Genomic DNA, 16,645 nt, shown 5'->3' on the forward strand with positions numbered 1-16,645 from the left:
CCGCCGCGAGCCTGAATCGCCGAGACCAAGCAGTGCGGTAATTCCGCGCTGAGCATTTCCCCCGCTCGCGACCGGTTTCCGCCCCGGGCACGCTCTCCCGGCATCGGCAGCTGTCCGGTCCCGCTGCTTTCCCGCACGCGACATTCCTGCTCCGGGCAGCGGTTTCTCTCCCCCGGCCTGGAAACCGTTGCCCCGTCGCGGTTTCCCCGGCAGCATGCCGCGTCACCGCTCCGGCGGGTTGCTCACTCACCGCAGCGAATCCGGAAGGCCGCCGCCCCGGCTCGCCGCGCGCCCGCCCGGATTCTGCTGCCGCGAAGGGCGCCCGCCGACCGGTTCTGATTCCGCTCGGTGATCAATTTTCTCCCGGACGCCCCTCGCGCCGGCCGCCGCGGTCCGGCGGTGACCCGATCAGGCAGCGGCCAATCAGGTGGCCGCTTTCCCCCAGCCGGGTTACCTCCGACTACCGAGCCGCGAGGGCTACAGGACCGCGCGCAGCCGGTCGGCGATCGTGCCGATGCGGCCGAGGACGCCGTTGATGAACCGCGGCGAGTCGTCCGTCGAAAGTTCCTTCGCGAGGCCGACCGCTTCGTCGATCGCGACCGCGTCGGGGACGTCGCCCGACCACAGCATCTCGTACACGCCGACGCGCAGGACCGCCAAGTCCACCGGCGGCATCCGCTCGAGGGTCCAGCCCTGCGAGTGCTCCGCGAGAAGTTCGTCGATCCGCTCGCGGTGGGCCGTGACGCCCTCCACGACGGTGATCGTGTAGTCCGCGACCGGGTCGACCTCGACCGCGCCGACCCGGTCGGCCAGCAGCGTGACCGCGTCGGCGGACCGCTGGGCGGCCTCGTACAGCATCTCGACCGCGCGCCGGCGCGCCTGCCGCCTGCTGATCGCGCCGCCGCGGTTCGGGTGCGGGGGAAGCTTGTCCGCCATCAGCTGGAGACGCGGCCGAGGTAACGGCCGTCGCGGGTGTCGACCTTGATCTTCTCGCCGGTCGTGAGGAACAGCGGGACCTGGATCTCCGCGCCGGTCTCGAGCGTCGCCGGCTTGGTGCCGCCGGTGGAGCGGTCGCCCTGCAGGCCCGGGTCGGTGTGCTGGACGACCAGCTCGACCGAGGTCGGCAGCTCGACGTACAGCGGCTCGCTCTCGTGCACCGCGACCTGGACCTCGGTGTTCTCGAGCATGTAGTTCGCGTTGTCGCCGACGGTCTCGGCGGGCACGGTGATCTGGTCGTAGGTGTCGCCGTCCATGAAGACGAAGTCCGCGCCGTCCTTGTACAGGTACGTCATGTTCCGGCGGTCCACCGTGGCCGTCTCGACCTTCGTGCCCGCGTTGAAGGTCTTGTCGACGACCTTGCCGGTCAGCACGTGCTTGAGCGTGGTGCGCACGAACGCACCGCCCTTGCCCGGCTTGACGTGCTGGAACGCGGTGACGCTCCACAGCTGGCCGTCCAGCTTGAGGACGAGTCCGTTCTTCAGGTCGTTGGTGGTGGCCACGAGTCTTCAGGTCTCCTGTGTTCGATCTCTTCGGCCGCGGCCGTCAGACGGCCACGAGGTCCTTGGTGCTCAGGGTGAGGAGTTCGGGTCCGGAGTCCCGCACGACGAGCGTGTCCTCGATGCGCACGCCACCGCGCCCCGCGAGGTACACGCCGGGCTCGACGGTGACCGCCATACCGGCGGACAGTGTACCGACGCCCGCCGCGGCGAGACTCGGTGCCTCATGCACTTCCAGCCCGACGCCGTGCCCGAGACCGTGCGCGAACTGCTCTCCGTACCCCGCGTCGGCGATCACCGAGCGGGCCGCGGCGTCCACTTCGGACACCACAGCGCCGGGCCGGACCGCCTCGCAGCCCGCCGCCTGCGCGCGGTGCACCAGGTCGTAGATCTCGCGCTGCCAGTCCGCGGGTTCGCCGATGACGACCATGCGGGTCATGTCCGAGTGGTAGCCGTCGACGGTGGCGCCGAAGTCGAATTTCACGAAGTCGCCGCGGCTCAGTTCGGCCCCGGTCGGGCGGTGGTGCGGAATCGCCGAGTTCGGCCCGGCGGCGACGATGGATTCGAAGGAGATCCCGGACGAACCGTGCTCCAGCATCCGGTTCTCCAGGTCGCGGGCCACTTCCAGCTCGGTCCGGCCCGGCCGCACTCCCCCGGCCTCGATCAGGGCGGCGAGCGCGCGGTCGGCGGCGGCGCACGCGGCGCGCAGGGCGGCGACCTCGACCTCGTCCTTGACCACCCGCAACTGCTCGACCAGGCCCGGCGTGCGGACCAGTTCGACCCGGTCGAAGCGCACCTTGAGGTTCTCGTGCTCCTCGACGCTCACGTGCTGGCTCTCGAACCCGGTCCGGCCGTAGCCCTGCTCCGCGGCGTGCACCGCGAGCGCGCGGGCGCTGGCGCGGTCGAGCACGCGCTCCAGGTCGGGCACCTCCGACTCCGACTGGGTCGTGTAGCGCCCGTCGGTGCAGAACAGGGTCTTCGCGTCGCCTGCCGCGTGCAGCAGCAGCGCGGCGTTCGACCCGGTGAACCCGGTCAGGTAGCGGATGTTGAGCAGATCGGTGACCAGCAGCGCGTCGACCCCGTTCTCGTGGAGCAGGGCGGCGAGCGCGGCGCGGCGGCGAGCGTGGATTTCCGGCACGCGACCAGCTTAACCAGCGGCTTCCGGACCCTGTTCGGGCACGGTTTCAGCGCGGTTGCGGCACGGTTCCGGCGCGGCGGGGAGGACGGCCTACTGGCGGTTAACTTCGGCGCGCCTACACTCCGTCCATGCTGGGTGCCTGGTTGACGCGCGGGCTGGTCATGGCGGTCGTGCACGCCGCCGCGATGACGCTGCTCGCCAAGTGGTCCGTGTTCCACCCGACCGGCCAGACGCTGTTCACGTCGCTCGCCATCGCCGTGCTGGTCGGCGTGGCGGCGCTGTGGAGCGCGATCGACGGCTGGCGCGGCCTGCGCGACAGAGGGCGCGCGTGGTTCATCGCCTCCCTGGTCGCGGGCGTGTGCTCGGGCATCCTGTACGTGATCGGGCGGGCGATTTTCGTCGACCAGACCGGGGTTTCCGAACTGGGGGCCGCGCTCACCGGCGGGGCGGCGTTCTCCGCGCTGCTGGTGCTGGTGCCCGCCGGGCTGGGATTGTTCGTCGGCGGCCGGATCCGGCGTCCGGCCGAGGACGCCGATGCCGACTCCGAGCCGGAGCCCGACGACGAGGACGAAGACGGCACCGGCAGCCGTTCCGGCGAACTCGAACTCCCGCCGAGCCCGACCTCGCGGGAGGAGAAGCCTCCGGCCGAGAAGCCGAAGCCGTCTCCGGTCAGCCGCCAAGCGGCAAACCGTGCGCGGCGCCGTCCCACTGTTGCGGGTCGATCTCCTGCACCCCGGAACCGTTGAGCGACACGATCGTCGTGTCCGGCAGGCCGTAAAGCTGCCCGTCGAGCACCATGCCGTAGCCGCGGCCGTACGCGTGCACGACGGTCGCCCCCGAACGCAGGCGGGTTTTCACCGGCACCTCCGGCACCTGCGGCAACGGCCGGTTCACCAGTTCCCCGGCGAGCACCTCGGCGACTGAACGCCGGTCGATCCGGATCCGCTCGCCGCGGCGGTAGAGGTCGATCATGCGGTCCGGCGAGGGCATCGCGACGCCGTCGAAGGTCGCCGTGCTGCGCGCCGGGGTCGAGCAGCCGCCCGCGCCTTTCACGTCGAGCCCGAAGTGCTTCAGCCCGGTCGGCGCGCCCGACGGACCGATCTCGGTGGCGCGCACGACGTCCAGCGAAACCAGGTCGCACGGGTCGCTGACCGACGTCGGCGCGTGCCCGTCCGGACGGCGGACGAGACCGGGGCCTTCCTTCCACGCGCCCGGGATCACGACCGGTTTGTACGGCTGCATCGTGAAATCGCGGTCCCAGAAGGTGATCGTGGTGCCGTCCGCGGTTTCGTGCGCGATGGCGAAGGCGTCGAGCGCGCCGACCCACTCCAGGTCGACGCTGAACGCGTCGACCACCGAACGGGTCCGCGGCGCGGCGGTGGTCGCGGTGGGCTCGAAACCCTTCTCCCCCAAGGCTTCCACGCCCTCGCGGAACGCCGGGTCGTGCGCCCGGATCACGAACTGGCCCGCCCCGTTCCACCCCGCCGCGCGACCGGTGGTGTCGGTGAACATCAGGTAGTACCAGCCGTCGAGGAAGACCACCGAGGGCTGGCCGGCGCCGTAGACGTTGGCGCGGTGGACGTCGTGGGACGCGCCGAGAATCGGTTTGCCGCCGTTCGAACGGGTCCAGTGGATGCCGTCCGGGCTGGTGGCCATGCCGATCGCGTTGCCGAGCGCGTGGTCGCCCGCCGCGCCGGTGTAGTACATGAAGTAGGTGCCGCCGACCCGCAGCACGGACGGATCGCAGGTGTGCATGCCGTCGAAGTTGCCGGGCGCGCCGGACAGGACCGCCGCGGGCGCGCCGCCGCCCGGCCCGGTGAAGGGTCCGTCGGCCGAGGGACCTTCGGCGTAGAGGATGTCGTCCCCCGGCGGCGGGGCGCTGCTGTACTGGCTGCACCACCAGATCCGGGTGCGGCCGTTCTCGACCATCACGGTGGGGCCGTAGTTGTAGGACGCGTCCGCGGCCCCGGCCGCCACGACGCCGCCGCTCTGCCTGCTGGCCCCCGCGGCGAGCGCGACGTCCGCCGCCCGAGGCGGATCCTTCGGCGTTTGCGGCGCCCCGCCCGCGATGCCGCCGTGCCCGGTGCCCTCGGCCTGCGGCTGCGCCAACGTCTGACTGCACCCGGAAACGAGGGATCCGGCGATCAGCAGCGAGAGCAGCTGACGCACGGGTCGCCGACCCCCACGACGAAACGGGTGCATGATCGCCGAGTGTAGCGACAGCGGCACCGGATGGGTGAACCACGTCGCGCATCCGCCGGTCAGACGGCGGGTTTACCGGGGGCTTGCTTTTCGGCTGGTGCGCGGTGGTCTTTCGCCCGCTGGCCTGGGGGTGGCTGCCTGGCGTCGGGCGGGGCATGGCTGTCCGCGCTAGGTCCGGGGGTTGTTGCGTCGCGGGGTCTTTGAAAGCCCGCCCTGCCGCCTGAACCGCCCCGCAGCGAAGTCGGGACGAGCGCGCGGCAATCCAGCACAACGCGAACCCGCAACCGTCCGCCTCAACGCCAGCGATCACGCCGGTCGCGATGCACGAAAGCCCGCCGTGCGCCCGAAACCACCTCGTCACAGCTCCCGCCGCGAGATCGGGACGTGTCGCAATCCAGCTCAATGCGAGCCCTTGGCTACCCGCCCCAAAACCAGCGATCCCGCCGGTTGCGGCGGTTCCGCGGGGAAGTCAGGACGCGTGCGCGGCAATCCAGCAACGCAAGCCCGTGACCATCCGCCCCAAACCAGCGATCACGCCGGTCCCGAAGCTCCCGAGGCGAGGTCAGGACGCGTGCGCGGCAATCCAGCGCAACGCGAGCCCGTGACCATCCGCCCCAAACCAGCGATCACGCCGGTCCCGAAGCTCCCGCCGCGAAGTCAGGACGCGTGCGCGGCAATCCAGCGCAACGCGAGCCCGTAACCGTCCACGCCGAGGCCGACGATCACCCCGGTCGCGATGTCGGAAAGCACGCTGTGGTGCCGGAATTCCTCGCGCTTGTGCACGTTGCTGATGTGCAGTTCGATCAGCGGCGCGGTGAGCTGGGCGGCGGCGTCGCGGACGGCGATCGAGTAGTGGGTCCACGCGCCCGCGTTCAGCACGACCGGCGCGCCCGCGTCGGCGGCCTCGTGCAGCCAGCCGACCAGCTCGCCCTCGTGGTCGGTCTGGCGCACCTCGACATCGAGGCCCAGTTCCTGGCCGGTCGAGACGCACAGTTGCGCGAGGTCGTCATGAGTGGTGGAGCCGTAGACGTCCGGCTCGCGTTTGCCGAGGCGGCCCAGGTTGGGGCCGTTGAACACGAACGTCTTCACAGCAGCACGCTCCCGCCGTTTCCGGAGGGCTCGGCCGCGATCGCCGAGTACGCGGCGGCGAGCAGCGACGGGTCGGGGCCTTCCAGCCTCCCGGGTTTGGCCAGCCCGTCGAGGACGACGAAGCGCAGCACGCCGGAGCGGGTTTTCTTGTCGCCCTTCATGGTTTCCAGCAGCTGCGACAGCGCGTCCGGGTCGTACGCGGTGGGCAGGCCGATCAGTTTGAGCACCGAGGCGTGGCGGTCGGCGGTGGCGTCGTCGAGGCGTCCGGCGAGGCGGGCCAGTTCCGCCGCGAACACCAGGCCGACGCTGACCGCCGCGCCGTGGCGCCAGCGGTAGCGCTCGCGGCGCTCGATGGCGTGGCCGAGGGTGTGGCCGTAGTTGAGGATTTCGCGCAGGTCGGACTCGCGCAGGTCGGCCGCGACGACGTCGGCCTTCACCTGGATCGAGCGGCGGACGAGTTCGGCGAGCACGTCGCCGGTCGGGTCGAGCGCCTGCTCCGGGTCGGCCTCGATCAGTTCGAGGATGCGCGGGTCGGCGATGAAACCGGTCTTGACGATCTCGGCCATCCCGGCGACGAGTTCGTTGCGCGGCAAGGATTCCAGCGTCGCGAGGTCGACCAGGACGGCGGAGGGCTCGTGGAAGACGCCGACGAGGTTCTTGCCCGCTTCGGTGTTGATCCCGGTCTTCCCGCCGACCGCCGCGTCGACCATGCCGAGCAGCGTCGTCGGCACGTTCACCAGCCGGACGCCGCGCATCCAGGTGCCCGCGACGAACCCGGCGAGGTCGGTGACCGCCCCGCCGCCGAGCGCGACGACCACGCCGCGCCGGTCCAGCCCGATCCGGCCGAGCACCTCCCAGCAGAAACTGGCGACCGAGAAGGCCTTGCCGTCCTCCGCGTCGGGAATCTCGACGCGGTGCGCGTCAAGCCCGGCCGCGGCCAGCTCGTCGCGAACGGCCTCGGCGGTGGCGGTGAGCGTCGGCGGGTGGATCAGCGCGACCTTCGACGCGTCGGCGAGCTGCTCGGTGAGTTCGCCGAGCAGGCCGCGCCCCACGAGCACGTCGTACGGCTGCGCGGTGGCGACCCGGATCCGGACGGGCGGGGTGGCGGACACGGTTCTCCTCACTGCTCCCGGACCGGGAGGTCCTGGGCGGGGTGGTGACTCAACGGCATCGGCTGGGTGCGGCCGAGGCTGGTACGGACGGGGTGGCTGGCGGTGGGGTGCTGGTTCGCGCCGGGGTGTTGGTTCGCGCCGGGGACGGCCGAGCCCAGCAGATCCGGCGAACCGGTCGGCACGACTCGGCCCGCCGCACGCGGTTCGGCGTGGCTGACCGGCCAAGGCGCTCCCGCTGGCCGGTCTCCGACAACGCGGCTCGGCGCGGCCGATCGGGCAGCCGCGCTCGGACCTCGCTGACCGATTCTCCGGCAGGGCCATCGAACCGGCCAGCCGGTTCGGCTCGACTCGGCGGGCCGCGGTTGGCTCGGCGCGGCCAGCGGACTCGGCCAACCGATCCAGCGCGACCCGGCGGACCGCACTTGGCTCGGCGCAGCCAGCAGGGCGGGGCTGGTCTGGCTCCACTGGCCGATCTCCGGCAGTGCCAGCGGATCCGGCCAACCGGTCCCGCGCGACCCGGCGGGCCGCGGTTGGCTCGGCGCGGTCAGCCAGGCGGGGCCGGGCTGGCTCCGCTGGCTGGGTCCGGGCCGGTGGCGGGTCACTGTTCGCGGACCCGATCGGGTTCGAGGGCGGCGACGGCGGCCGCGACGACCTCTTCTGGCGTGCGTTTGTCGGTCTCGATCTCGACGGTCGCCACCTCGCGGTACACCGGCAGCCGCTGGTCGAGCAGGGCTTTGAAGGTGGCGCGCGGGTTGATGCCGGCGAGCAGCGGGCGGGCGCTGGACATCCCGGTGCGCTGCACGCCCGCGGCGAGCCCGACGTTCAGGAAGACCACCGTGTGGTCCTGAAGCCGGGCGCGGGTGCCGGGGGTGAGCGGGGCGCCGCCGCCGAGGGAGAGGACTCCGTCGTGTTCGGCGAGGGCGGTGGCGACCGCTTCCTCCTCGAGCGCGCGGAAGGCGGGTTCGCCGTCGTCGGCGAAGATGTCCGAGATGGCGCGTCCGGCGCGGGCGACGATGTCGTCGTCTGTGTCGCGGAAGGACACGCCGAGCGCGGCGGCCAGCAGCGGGCCGACCGTGCTCTTGCCCGAGCCCGGCGGTCCGATGACGACCGCGCGCGGGCTCACCAGCGCTCCTCGAGCGCCTTCAAGTACGACTGCGCGTTGCGCCGGGTCTCGGCCAGCGAGTCGCCGCCGAACTTCTCCAGTGCCGCGTCCGCGACGACCAGCGCGACGACCGACTCCAGCACCACGCCCGCGCGCGGCACCGCGCACACGTCGGAACGCTGGTGGATCGCCACGGCGGGCTCGCCAGTCCGGACGTCCACTGTGGACAGTGCCTTGGGCACGGTCGAGATCGGCTTCATCGCGACGCGCACCCGCAGCGGTTCACCGTTGGTGATGCCGCCCTCGAGCCCGCCCGCGCGGTTCGACCGGCGCGTGACGCCGACCGGTCCGGTGCCGCGGTCGATCTCGTCGTGCGCCTGGCTTCCCCAGCGGCGGGCAGTGGTGAAGCCGTCGCCGACCTCGACGCCCTTCATCGCCTGCACGCCCATGAGCGCGCCAGCGAGCCGCGCGTCGAGACGGCGGTCCCAGTGCACGTGCGAGCCGAGGCCCGGCGGCAGCCCGTAGACGATCACCTCGATCACGCCGCCGACGGTGTCGCCCGCCTTCCGCACCGCGTCGACCTCGGCGACCATCGCCTCGGTCCCCTCGGCCGAGAACGCGCGCACCGGGCTCTCGTCGATCGCCGCGAGGTCGCCCGGCTGCGGGAGCGGGCCGTCGGGAGCGTCCGCGCCGCCGATGGAGACGACGTGGCTCAGCACCTCGGCCCCGAGCAGCTGCCGCAGGAAGTTCCGCGCGACCGTGCCGAGCGCGGTCCGCGAGGCCGTCTCGCGGGCGCTGGCGCGCTCCAGGACGGGACGGGCCTCGTCGAAGCCGTACTTCTGCATGCCGGGCAGGTCGGCGTGCCCCGGGCGGGGCCGGGTAAGCGGCTCGTTGCGGGCGAGCCCGGCGAGCTCGGCCTCGTCGACCGGATCGGTCGCCATGACCTTTTCCCACTTGGGCCACTCGGCGTTCTCGATCTGGACGGCGATCGGGCCGCCCTGGGTGACCCCGTGCCGGACCCCGCCGAGGAACTGGACCTGGTCGGTCTCGAAGCCCATCCGGGGGCTGCGGCCGAACCCGAGCCGGCGCCGCGCGAGCTGCGCGGAGAGGTCCGAGGTCGTCACCTCCACCCCGGCAGGCAGCCCTTCGAGCACAGCGGCGAGGGCGGGTCCGTGCGATTCTCCAGCGGTGATCCAGCGCAGCACCGGCCAATCCTGTCACGGCGCGTCCGGCGGCCTGGCAGAGCCCCTGGCCTCAGGCGATGCCCGTTCCAGCGGCTGGGAAGACCGCGCACGCCCAGGTGGCCAGAACCAAGCCCGGGCCGTAGGGGACGCGGAGGGGGCCGGCGCGGATTCGGGAGAGGGCGGGGTCGGGCGGCGGTGCGGATTGGGCGGGCCTCGGCGGGAGGGCGACGCCGGTTGACGTGGGGGCTGGAGCAGTCGGCGCAGTAGCGGGAGCGGGCGGCGCGGAAGCGAGGCCGGTCGGCGGTGAGGACGAGGCGGGCCTCGGCACGAGAGCGGGCTCGGTTGACGTGGAGGCCGAGCCAGACGGCGCGGCAACGGGAGCGCGCGGCACGGGAGCGGCATTGGTCGGCGCGGAGGGAGTGGCAGTAGCGGAGTCCGTGAGCGTGGACGGAGTGGCAGTCGGCGTAGACGGCTGGGCAGGGTCGGCCGCTAGGGGCGGGGAGTCGGGTTGGCTCGGCGTGGGCTCGTGGAGGCCTCCTTCGACTTCGGAGCGGAGCGATGGTACGACGGTCGGATCAATGACGGGCGGAGGCGTCGGGGTGGCGGACAACGGCGGAGCGAACGCGGGCAGTCGAGCGGACCCGCGCAGTTGACGGATCCGGCGCGTCAGCCACATCGGCACGAAAGCCGCCACGCTCACCAGCGCCGCCAGGACCGCCGCCACCGCTGGGGCCATTCCGCCGACTGCGCCTAGGACAGCGCCGAAGGACCCGGCCAGTTTCACGTCCCCTGGGCCGAGGCCGCCCGCCGACAGTCGGTGGACGATCAGGTGTGTTCCGCCGAACAGCAGGCAGCCCAGGAGGGCGCCAGCGGCCAAGCGCCAGCCTCCGCCGCTCAGGGCGGCGAGGGTGAGGGTCAGGGCGATGGCGGGGTAAGCGGGCAGGGTCAGGACGTCTGGGAGACGGCGGTGCCGGGCGTCCGCCAGCGCGAGGGGTACGCCGAGCACCGAGACCAGCCACGCCACGGGGAGCCACCAAGCCGGGAGTGCGCCCGCGTCGGCGCGGGACGCGGCTACGGCGACTGCCGCCACGGCGGTGGTGATGCCCAGCACTGCGGAGACTGGGGCACCGGCTTTCTTCGTCATCACCAGCAGCACGGGGACCACCGCCCCGGCTGCGAGCACTGCTGTCAAAACCATGCGACCAGCCTGTCGCCACCGCCTGGACCAGGGCAAACAAACCACTGCGCGAGGGGACCCCTCGTGCGCGACACGCCGGAAGGTTCACTCGACAGAGGCAGAATCAGCTGGGGGAAGAAGCCAGAGCCTCGGCGAGGAAAGCGGTGGGAAAAGCATCAGCCGGAGGGGAGAAGCCACAGCCCCGCCGGGATCAGCCCGTGGGCAAAAGCATCAGCCGGGGGAAGAGGCCAACGCCTCAGCAAGGTCAGCCGTGGGAAAGCATGAGCCGGGCGGAAAAAGCCAAAGCCCCGAGACCAGCCGCGGGACAAAGCATCAGCCGGGCGGACGAAACAACAGCCCCACCGAGATCAGCCGTGGGAAAACGCATCAGCCGGGCGGAAGAAGCCAAAACCTCGCCGAGATCGGCAGTGGGGAAAGCATCAGCCGGGGCAGAAGCCACAGCCCGCCGAAAATCAGGCGTGGGAAGAAACCAACTCCCCAGCCAGGAAAGCCCGCCGGTATCCCGACGGATTGACGCCCCGCAAGCGTTTGAAGGCCGCGCTGAAGCCGAACGCGTCCGAGTAGCCCACCGCGCAGGCCACCTCCGCGATCGGCATTGACGGCTGTTCCGTCAGGAGGTCCGCGGCCAGGGTCATCCGCCATCGGGTCAGGTACGTCATCGGCGGCTCCCCTACCAGGTCCGCGAAGCGTTTAGCCAGGGTGGACCGCGAAACTCCGGCGCGGGCGGCCAGTGTGACGACCGTCCACGGGGCTGCCGGGTCCGCGTGCAGGAGACGTAGCGCGGCGCCCACCACCGGGTCTCGCTGGGCTGCCCACCACGGCGGCGGGGTGCCGCCTGGGCGGTCGAACCAGTCGCGCAGCAGGCAGACCAGCATCCAGTCCAGGAGCCGGTCCAGGACGACTTGCTGACCGGGCGCGTCGACGGCCAGTTCGGCGGCCAAGTGATCGAGCACCGGGTCTTCCGCGTCCGAGGAAGGCGGTCGGACCACTACCGGCAGTGCGTCCAGCAGCGCGGCCATGCGGCTGCGGCTGTGTCCGGGATACGCGCCGACGATCAGGTTGGTTTCGCCGTAGTACGGGTCGTTCCAGCCCAGGTGGTGCCGGGTGCCGCCCTGGTCGGGGGTGGCGCAGAACTCGCCGCATTCGACGGGGGCGGCGGGGGTGTCCAGGCGGTCCACGAAGGAGAACGGGCCGCGGACGAGGATGGTCTCGCGGGCGCGCAGCAGCTCGGGCGGATGGTCTTCCGGCACGATCCAGCCCTCGCCGCTCAACAGCGTGCACAGGGTCAGCGGAGGGCCGTCCACGAAGCGCAGCGACCACGGCGCGGACAGGGCCGTGCAGCCGAACAACGAGCCGTGCGCCCGGACCCCGCGGATCAAATCGCTGAAGGCATCCACCTGCCCGAGGTTAGACGAATGGACAGGCAATCCGGCGTATCGCCTATGGGATCGTCCGAGAAAGCCCGGTTAAATCCCAGCCATGAGCACGCTGACCGACCATGATCTCGAGTTCCTCCGCCGTCCCCTGCACGGCTTCCTGACCGTCGCCGCCGGACCGCGGCCGCCGCAGCCGCGGCCAGTGTGGTTCGAGGCCGCCGACGACGGGACGATCCAGCTGTTCACCGCGCCGGACTCGGCGAAGATCCGCCAGCTGCGCGAGGATCCGCGCGCGTCGATCGTCGTCGCGGCTCCGGTCGGGGAACCGGAGCGCTGGGTGTCCGTCGCCGGGCGGGTCACGATCGAGGAAGACGGCGGGCACGACCTCGCCCGCAGGCTCGCCGGACGGTACTGGGACCTCAGCACCGACGAGGGCACGGCCGGGCTCAAAATCCTCGAAGAGCTGCCGCAGGTCCGGATCGTCATTCACCCGGAGAAAGTGCACCGCTACGCGTTCTGACCCGTCCTCGGACCTCCCGCACCAGCAGCACCAGACCGCAGACCACGCACACCGCTTCGGTGATCACGCCCCAGTACTCGTACTGGCTGTTGAACTGGTCGCGCACGCCGTAGAAGCCGACCGTCACCGACAGCAGGTACGCCAGCAGTGTCACGCCGCCGAAGCCCAGCGTGAAGAACGCTGGCAGCCAATGCCGCCAGGCGAGCAGCGCGATCGCGATCACCACGCCAGCGATGCCGTTCACCAGGAAAAGCGGCCCCACCACCGGGATGTCCGCGTAGCCGCTACCCCAATACAGATAGAAGTGGATCGCCGCCGAGCCCGCCAGGCCAGCCGCGCCGAGTGCGCGCATCCAGGTCGTCAGCATGGGCGTCTCCTTCCGTGCGGAAAGCCGGATACGGACTACACGCACGGAAGGCCGCAGCGGTTCACGGGCAACTCGGACCGCCGCGGTTCGTTGCACTGGGCATGACTGCCGAACTGCACTCCCGCCGCGCCGCCCTCGCCTGCGGGGCGACCGTCGCGGGCACCGTCACCCTCGCCGCGTGCGGGGCCGGGGGCCAAGAGCCCAAGTCGGCCCCGCCGAAGCCGGGCGGGAAGGTGATCGCACTGGCGGAAGTGCCGGTGGGACAAGCGAAATACGCGAAGCTGATGAACGGCGACAACGTGGTCGTCGCGCAGCCGACAGCGGGGAAGGTCGTCTGTTTCAGCGCCGTCTGCACGCATCAAGGCTGCGAAGTGAACCCGCCGCAGAACGGCCAGGTGCGCTGCCCTTGCCACGGTTCGGTATTCGACGCGTTGACCGGCGCGGTGAAGCAGGGACCGGCGAGCACGCCACTGGCCACAGTGGCGGTGAAGATCCAGAACGGGGACATCGTCTCCGCATGACCGGAATCGCCCTTTGTGGACGCTCACCGTCCACAAAGGGCGTTCGGCTCAATCGTTCCAGGTGAAAAGCTCGTCCCCGGCGGCGACCGTGCGGCCGCCTTCGAGGCCGGCGAGGACGTCGGCGGACGCGTCGAGCCCGACGACCGGGACGATCGGCGAGTAGCCCTTGGCGGCGACCGCCTCCGGGTCCCAGCCCACGATCGGCTGGCCCGCCCGCACCTTCTCGCCCTTGACGACGTGCAGGGTGAACCCCTCGCCCTTTTCCTTGACCGTGTCGATGCCGAGGTGCACGAGCACCGCGCGGCCGTCCTCAGTGGCCACGACGTACGCGTGCGGGTGCAGCGTCACCACGGTCCCGTCGACCGGGGCGACCGCGTCGGCGCGGCCGCCGGACGGCTTCACCGCGATGCCGGGGCCGACCATCGCCTCGGCGAACACCGGGTCCGGCACCTCGGTGATCGCGACGACCTCGCCGGCGACCGGGCTCAGGATCGGCAGGCTCACATCAAGTCCTCGATGTCGCTGGCGATGGTGTCCGCCTCCGGGCCGACGATGACCTGGACCGCCGAGCCCATCTTCACGACGCCCATCGCGCCGGCCGACTTCAGCGCGGCCTCGTCCACGAGGGACATGTCCTCGATCTCGCACCGCAGCCGCGTGATGCAGCCCTCGATCTCGACGAGATTGTCCGCGCCGCCGAGCGCCGCGAGAATCTTTTCCGGCCTGTCATCCGCCATCGCGGCCTCCTCGTATCCCGTTGGTTTTCCACCTGGAACAGGTGCGCTCCGCCACCATTACTACGCCGTTTGCCACGTTGCCGAGCGAGCCCGGCCACGAACGGATAACGGTGGTTGACACCTGCTCGCGCTGCGGAGCATCCTGCCCCATCAGATCATTGGTCTAGACCGGAACGTACCAATCTTCCGGCGCGGACGCGAGCACCGGCCCCGGTGCGCGAGAAGCGAGGGAGGGTGACACCGAGATGAGTGCGGCCGCGCACATTCCGCCGTCCGACCCCGCCGACCGCGTCGTCAACGGGCCGACCCCGAAGCACGCCCAGCTGCGGGAGATCCTGCGCCGCCTGGTGGAGCGCGAGCTCCCGCCGGGCTCGCCGATCCCGTCCGAGCGAGAGCTCGCGCAGCACTACGGCGTTTCGAGGCTCACCGTCCGCTCGGCGATCGGGAAGCTCGTCGAGGAAGGACTGCTGGCCCGGGTCAGGGGCAAGGGCACCTTCACCGCCGCCCGGCGGATGGAACTGCAGGTGTACCTGATGTCGTTCACCGACGACATGCGCCGGCGCGGGCTCACCCCGACCACCGAAGTGATCTCGACCTCGACCGAGGTCCCGCCGGTGACTTCGGCGCACGCGCTCGGCCTCGCCGAGGGCGTCGCGGCGCACCGGCTTGTGCGGCTGCGGCGCGCCGACGGCGTCCCGCTGGCCGTGGAGCGCGGCTGGTACCACGCGGGCCGGACTCCCGGCCTGCTCGACCTCGACCTGACCCGTTCGCTGTACGCCCAGCTTGCCGACGCGTTCTCGCTCCGGCCGGACCAGGCGTACCAGACGGTGTGGGCCGAATCCGCGGACCGCGAAACGGCGCGCCTGCTCGGCATGCGCACCGGCAGTCCGCTCCTGGTGTTCCGCCGGGTTTCCAGCTCCGGCGGCGAACCGGTCGAGGACATGACGTCCTGGTACCGGGGCGACCACTACCAGGTGACCATGCAGCTGGACCGGAACTCCCCGGGTTCCGGCGACCAACCCCACAATGGAGGTATCCGATGAGCGCCACCACCGCGGCTGGGGCCAGCGGGAAGAAGAAGGGCGGCGGCGGCCTTGCCGGGCTGCAGCGCTTCGGCCGCAGCCTCATGCTGCCGATCGCCACGCTGCCCGCGGCCGGTCTGCTGAACCGGCTCGGCCAGGACGACGTCCTCGGCAAGGACGGCCTGAACTGGGGCAAGGCCGCCGACGTGATCGGCGCGGCGGGCGGCGGCATCTTCGACTGGCTGCCGCTGATCTTCGCGATCGGCATCGCGGTCGGCTTCGCCCGCAAGGGCGACGGGTCGACCGCCGTCGCGGCCGTCATCGGCTGGGTCGTGTTCAACAAGGTGATCCAGGCGATCGCCCCGATCAAGAGCCAGCAGGGCTACAAGCCCGGCTGGGACCTCGCGCCGATCCACTGGCCCTACAGCGTGCTGACCGGCATCGTGTCCGGCATCGTGGCGGCCCTGCTGTGGCAGCGCTACCACCGGATCAAGCTGCCGTCCTGGCTGGCCTTCTTCGGCGGCCGCCGGTTCGTGCCGATCATCACCGCGCTGGCGATGATCGTGCTCGGCGTGATCTTCGGCCTGCTCTTCAAGTACGTCGACCAGGGCATCACCTCGGCGGGCGAGGCCGTCGTCGGCTCGCCGGTCCTCGGCGGCGGCATCTACGGCCTGCTCAACCGCCTGCTCATCCCGATCGGCCTGCACCAGCTGCTGAACGTGCCGGTGTGGTTCATCTTCGGCGGCGGCGACCTCACCAACTTCTTCCACCACGTGCAGGGCTCCGGCGCGTTCATGACCGGGTTCTTCCCGATCATGATGTTCGCCCTCCCGGCGGCGGCGTTCGCGATCGTGCACACCGCGCGTCCCGGCCAGCGCAAGCTCGTCGGCAGCATCATGATCTCGGCCGCGCTCACCGCCTTCATCACCGGCGTCACCGAGCCGATCGAGTTCGCGTTCATGTTCGTCGCGTGGCCGCTGTACATCTTCCACGCGGTGATGACCGGCGTCTCGCTCGCGGTCTGCAACGCGCTGGGCATCCACCTCGGCTTCTCGTTCTCCGGCGGCGCGATCGACTTCGCGCTGAACTCGTCGCTGGACACCGCGCACAAGGCGTGGCTGCTGATCCCGATCGGGCTCGTGTTCGCCGTGATCTACTACGTCGTGTTCCGCGTCGTGATCACCAAGTTCAACCTGCGCACGCCGGGCCGCGAGGACGACTCGATCGAGGGCGACCTCGAGCGCACGGCCGCGAAGTAACACCCGAGAAAAAGCAAGAGAGGTACACCATGCCGGAGAAACGCGTCACCGTGGCCAGCAAGGTGGGGCTGCACGCCCGGCCGGCCGCACTGGTCGCCAAGGCGGCCGCGGCCCAGCCCGTCGCGGTCCAGATCGCCAAGGACGGCGGCGACCCGGTGGCCGCCGGCAGCGTCCTCAACCTGATGACCCTCGCCGCCGCGTACGGCGACGAGGTCGTCATCAGCGCCGAGGGAGACGGTGCCGAGGCGGCGGTCGAGGCCGTCGCCGAGCTGGTCGCCACCGATCTCGACGCTCAGTAGCGATACCGCTCCACGGGGAAAAC

19 protein-coding genes are annotated in these 16,645 nt (G+C 71.3%); 6 read left to right on the plus strand and 13 right to left on the minus strand.

Going from position 1 to position 16,645, the window contains the following annotated elements; all coding sequences use genetic code 11:
- Window positions 1-477: 477 nt before the first annotated feature.
- From nusB to EIZ45_RS27455, 3 genes are read right to left on the minus strand one after another with little or no spacing between them, the layout of a single operon-like run.
- Window positions 478-936: a transcription antitermination factor NusB gene (nusB, locus tag EIZ45_RS27445; protein ID WP_037818946.1), complete on the minus strand. Its 459-nt coding sequence runs from the start codon at window positions 934-936 to the stop codon at window positions 478-480.
- Entirely contained in the window at window positions 936-1,499 is a 564-nt protein-coding gene (gene efp / locus EIZ45_RS27450; protein ID WP_134666313.1) for an elongation factor P, read from the minus strand. The genes nusB and efp overlap by 1 nt, the downstream gene beginning before the upstream one ends.
- A 43-nt stretch (window positions 1,500-1,542) precedes the next feature.
- Window positions 1,543-2,634 carry a Xaa-Pro peptidase family protein gene (locus EIZ45_RS27455; protein WP_134666315.1) on the minus strand — a complete coding sequence of 364 codons (1,092 nt, stop codon included), beginning with the start codon at window positions 2,632-2,634 and terminating at the stop codon, window positions 1,543-1,545.
- Between the two features lie 128 nt (window positions 2,635-2,762).
- Between EIZ45_RS27455 and EIZ45_RS27460 the strand changes: the two genes are divergently transcribed.
- Window positions 2,763-3,380 (plus strand): B-4DMT family transporter, encoded by a 618-nt coding sequence (locus EIZ45_RS27460; RefSeq protein ID WP_134666317.1) that lies wholly within the window; start codon window positions 2,763-2,765, stop codon window positions 3,378-3,380.
- Here EIZ45_RS27460 and EIZ45_RS27465 read toward each other — a convergent pair.
- From EIZ45_RS27465 to EIZ45_RS27495, 7 genes are all read right to left on the minus strand, one after another.
- On the minus strand, window positions 3,304-4,794 hold the full coding sequence (locus EIZ45_RS27465) for a beta-xylosidase (RefSeq protein ID WP_205670110.1): 1,491 nt from the start codon (window positions 4,792-4,794) through the stop codon (window positions 3,304-3,306). The two genes, EIZ45_RS27460 and EIZ45_RS27465, sit on opposite strands and share 77 nt — an antisense overlap.
- Window positions 4,795-5,493: 699 nt before the next feature.
- A complete protein-coding gene (gene aroQ / locus EIZ45_RS27470) occupies window positions 5,494-5,925 on the minus strand; it encodes a type II 3-dehydroquinate dehydratase (protein ID WP_037818952.1) in 432 nt (143 codons plus the stop codon).
- On the minus strand, window positions 5,922-7,037 hold the full coding sequence (aroB, locus tag EIZ45_RS27475; protein ID WP_134666321.1) for a 3-dehydroquinate synthase: 1,116 nt from the start codon (window positions 7,035-7,037) through the stop codon (window positions 5,922-5,924). The genes aroQ and aroB overlap by 4 nt, the downstream gene beginning before the upstream one ends.
- Window positions 7,038-7,635: 598 nt before the next feature.
- Entirely contained in the window at window positions 7,636-8,160 is a 525-nt protein-coding gene (locus EIZ45_RS27480; protein ID WP_205670102.1) for a shikimate kinase, read from the minus strand.
- Window positions 8,157-9,344: a chorismate synthase gene (gene aroC / locus EIZ45_RS27485; protein ID WP_037818955.1), complete on the minus strand. Its 1,188-nt coding sequence runs from the start codon at window positions 9,342-9,344 to the stop codon at window positions 8,157-8,159. Before aroC ends, EIZ45_RS27480 begins: the two co-directional genes overlap by 4 nt.
- Window positions 9,345-9,393: 49 nt before the next feature.
- On the minus strand, window positions 9,394-10,521 hold the full coding sequence (locus tag EIZ45_RS27490) for a prepilin peptidase (protein WP_134666323.1): 1,128 nt from the start codon (window positions 10,519-10,521) through the stop codon (window positions 9,394-9,396).
- 452 nt (window positions 10,522-10,973) lie between these two features.
- Complete coding sequence (locus EIZ45_RS27495; RefSeq protein ID WP_134666325.1) at window positions 10,974-11,918, minus strand: AraC family transcriptional regulator; 945 nt, start codon at window positions 11,916-11,918, stop codon at window positions 10,974-10,976.
- 82 nt (window positions 11,919-12,000) lie between these two features.
- Here EIZ45_RS27495 and EIZ45_RS27500 point away from each other — a divergent pair, with 82 nt between their 5' ends.
- Window positions 12,001-12,417, plus strand: coding sequence for a pyridoxamine 5'-phosphate oxidase family protein (locus EIZ45_RS27500; protein WP_134666327.1), 417 nt, complete (start codon window positions 12,001-12,003; stop codon window positions 12,415-12,417).
- Here EIZ45_RS27500 and EIZ45_RS27505 read toward each other — a convergent pair.
- The gene (locus tag EIZ45_RS27505; RefSeq protein WP_134666329.1) at window positions 12,380-12,784 is read right to left on the minus strand and encodes a hypothetical protein; all 405 of its coding nucleotides are present in this window, start codon (window positions 12,782-12,784) and stop codon (window positions 12,380-12,382) included. The genes EIZ45_RS27500 and EIZ45_RS27505 overlap by 38 nt on opposite strands.
- 101 nt (window positions 12,785-12,885) lie before the next feature.
- Here EIZ45_RS27505 and EIZ45_RS27510 point away from each other — a divergent pair, with 101 nt between their 5' ends.
- On the plus strand, window positions 12,886-13,305 hold the full coding sequence (locus EIZ45_RS27510; protein ID WP_134666331.1) for a Rieske (2Fe-2S) protein: 420 nt from the start codon (window positions 12,886-12,888) through the stop codon (window positions 13,303-13,305).
- Window positions 13,306-13,353: 48 nt separating this feature from the next.
- Here the strand turns inward: EIZ45_RS27510 and EIZ45_RS27515 are convergent, their stop codons facing one another.
- Together EIZ45_RS27515 and EIZ45_RS27520 are read right to left on the minus strand one after the other, a co-directional pair.
- A complete protein-coding gene (locus tag EIZ45_RS27515; protein ID WP_037818962.1) occupies window positions 13,354-13,809 on the minus strand; it encodes a PTS glucose transporter subunit IIA in 456 nt (151 codons plus the stop codon).
- Complete coding sequence (locus EIZ45_RS27520; RefSeq protein ID WP_037818963.1) at window positions 13,806-14,042, minus strand: glucose PTS transporter subunit EIIB; 237 nt, start codon at window positions 14,040-14,042, stop codon at window positions 13,806-13,808. The genes EIZ45_RS27515 and EIZ45_RS27520 overlap by 4 nt, the downstream gene beginning before the upstream one ends.
- A gap of 245 nt (window positions 14,043-14,287) precedes the next feature.
- On the opposite strand from EIZ45_RS27520, the gene EIZ45_RS27525 reads away from it, so the two are divergent.
- The 3 genes from EIZ45_RS27525 to EIZ45_RS27535 are packed head-to-tail and all read left to right on the plus strand — an operon-like array spanning window position 14,288 to window position 16,622.
- Window positions 14,288-15,085 carry a GntR family transcriptional regulator gene (locus tag EIZ45_RS27525; RefSeq protein WP_037818964.1) on the plus strand — a complete coding sequence of 266 codons (798 nt, stop codon included), beginning with the start codon at window positions 14,288-14,290 and terminating at the stop codon, window positions 15,083-15,085.
- The gene (locus EIZ45_RS27530) at window positions 15,082-16,323 is read left to right on the plus strand and encodes a PTS transporter subunit EIIC (RefSeq protein WP_037818965.1); all 1,242 of its coding nucleotides are present in this window, start codon (window positions 15,082-15,084) and stop codon (window positions 16,321-16,323) included. The genes EIZ45_RS27525 and EIZ45_RS27530 overlap by 4 nt, the downstream gene beginning before the upstream one ends.
- Before the next feature lie 29 nt (window positions 16,324-16,352).
- On the plus strand, window positions 16,353-16,622 hold the full coding sequence (locus EIZ45_RS27535) for an HPr family phosphocarrier protein (protein WP_037818967.1): 270 nt from the start codon (window positions 16,353-16,355) through the stop codon (window positions 16,620-16,622).
- Window positions 16,623-16,645: the final 23 nt, after the last annotated feature.

Source organism: Amycolatopsis sp. CFH S0740, from assembly GCF_004522315.1.
Taxonomy (GTDB): Bacteria; Actinomycetota; Actinomycetes; order Mycobacteriales; family Pseudonocardiaceae; genus Amycolatopsis; species Amycolatopsis nivea.

Excerpts from the sequence above, each read along its gene's own strand:
- EIZ45_RS27525 (WP_037818964.1), top strand. The coding sequence starts at position 14,288 with ATGAGTGCGGCCGCGCACATTCCGCCGTCCGACCCCGCCGACCGCGTC.
- EIZ45_RS27490 (WP_134666323.1), bottom strand. The coding sequence starts at position 10,521 with ATGGTTTTGACAGCAGTGCTCGCAGCCGGGGCGGTGGTCCCCGTGCTG.
- EIZ45_RS27460 (WP_134666317.1), top strand. The coding sequence starts at position 2,763 with ATGCTGGGTGCCTGGTTGACGCGCGGGCTGGTCATGGCGGTCGTGCAC.
- EIZ45_RS27535 (WP_037818967.1), top strand. The coding sequence starts at position 16,353 with ATGCCGGAGAAACGCGTCACCGTGGCCAGCAAGGTGGGGCTGCACGCC.
- EIZ45_RS27520 (WP_037818963.1), bottom strand. The coding sequence starts at position 14,042 with ATGGCGGATGACAGGCCGGAAAAGATTCTCGCGGCGCTCGGCGGCGCG.
- EIZ45_RS27530 (WP_037818965.1), top strand. The coding sequence starts at position 15,082 with ATGAGCGCCACCACCGCGGCTGGGGCCAGCGGGAAGAAGAAGGGCGGC.
- EIZ45_RS27500 (WP_134666327.1), top strand. The coding sequence starts at position 12,001 with ATGAGCACGCTGACCGACCATGATCTCGAGTTCCTCCGCCGTCCCCTG.
- EIZ45_RS27510 (WP_134666331.1), top strand. The coding sequence starts at position 12,886 with ATGACTGCCGAACTGCACTCCCGCCGCGCCGCCCTCGCCTGCGGGGCG.
- nusB (WP_037818946.1), bottom strand. The coding sequence starts at position 936 with ATGGCGGACAAGCTTCCCCCGCACCCGAACCGCGGCGGCGCGATCAGC.
- EIZ45_RS27505 (WP_134666329.1), bottom strand. The coding sequence starts at position 12,784 with ATGCTGACGACCTGGATGCGCGCACTCGGCGCGGCTGGCCTGGCGGGC.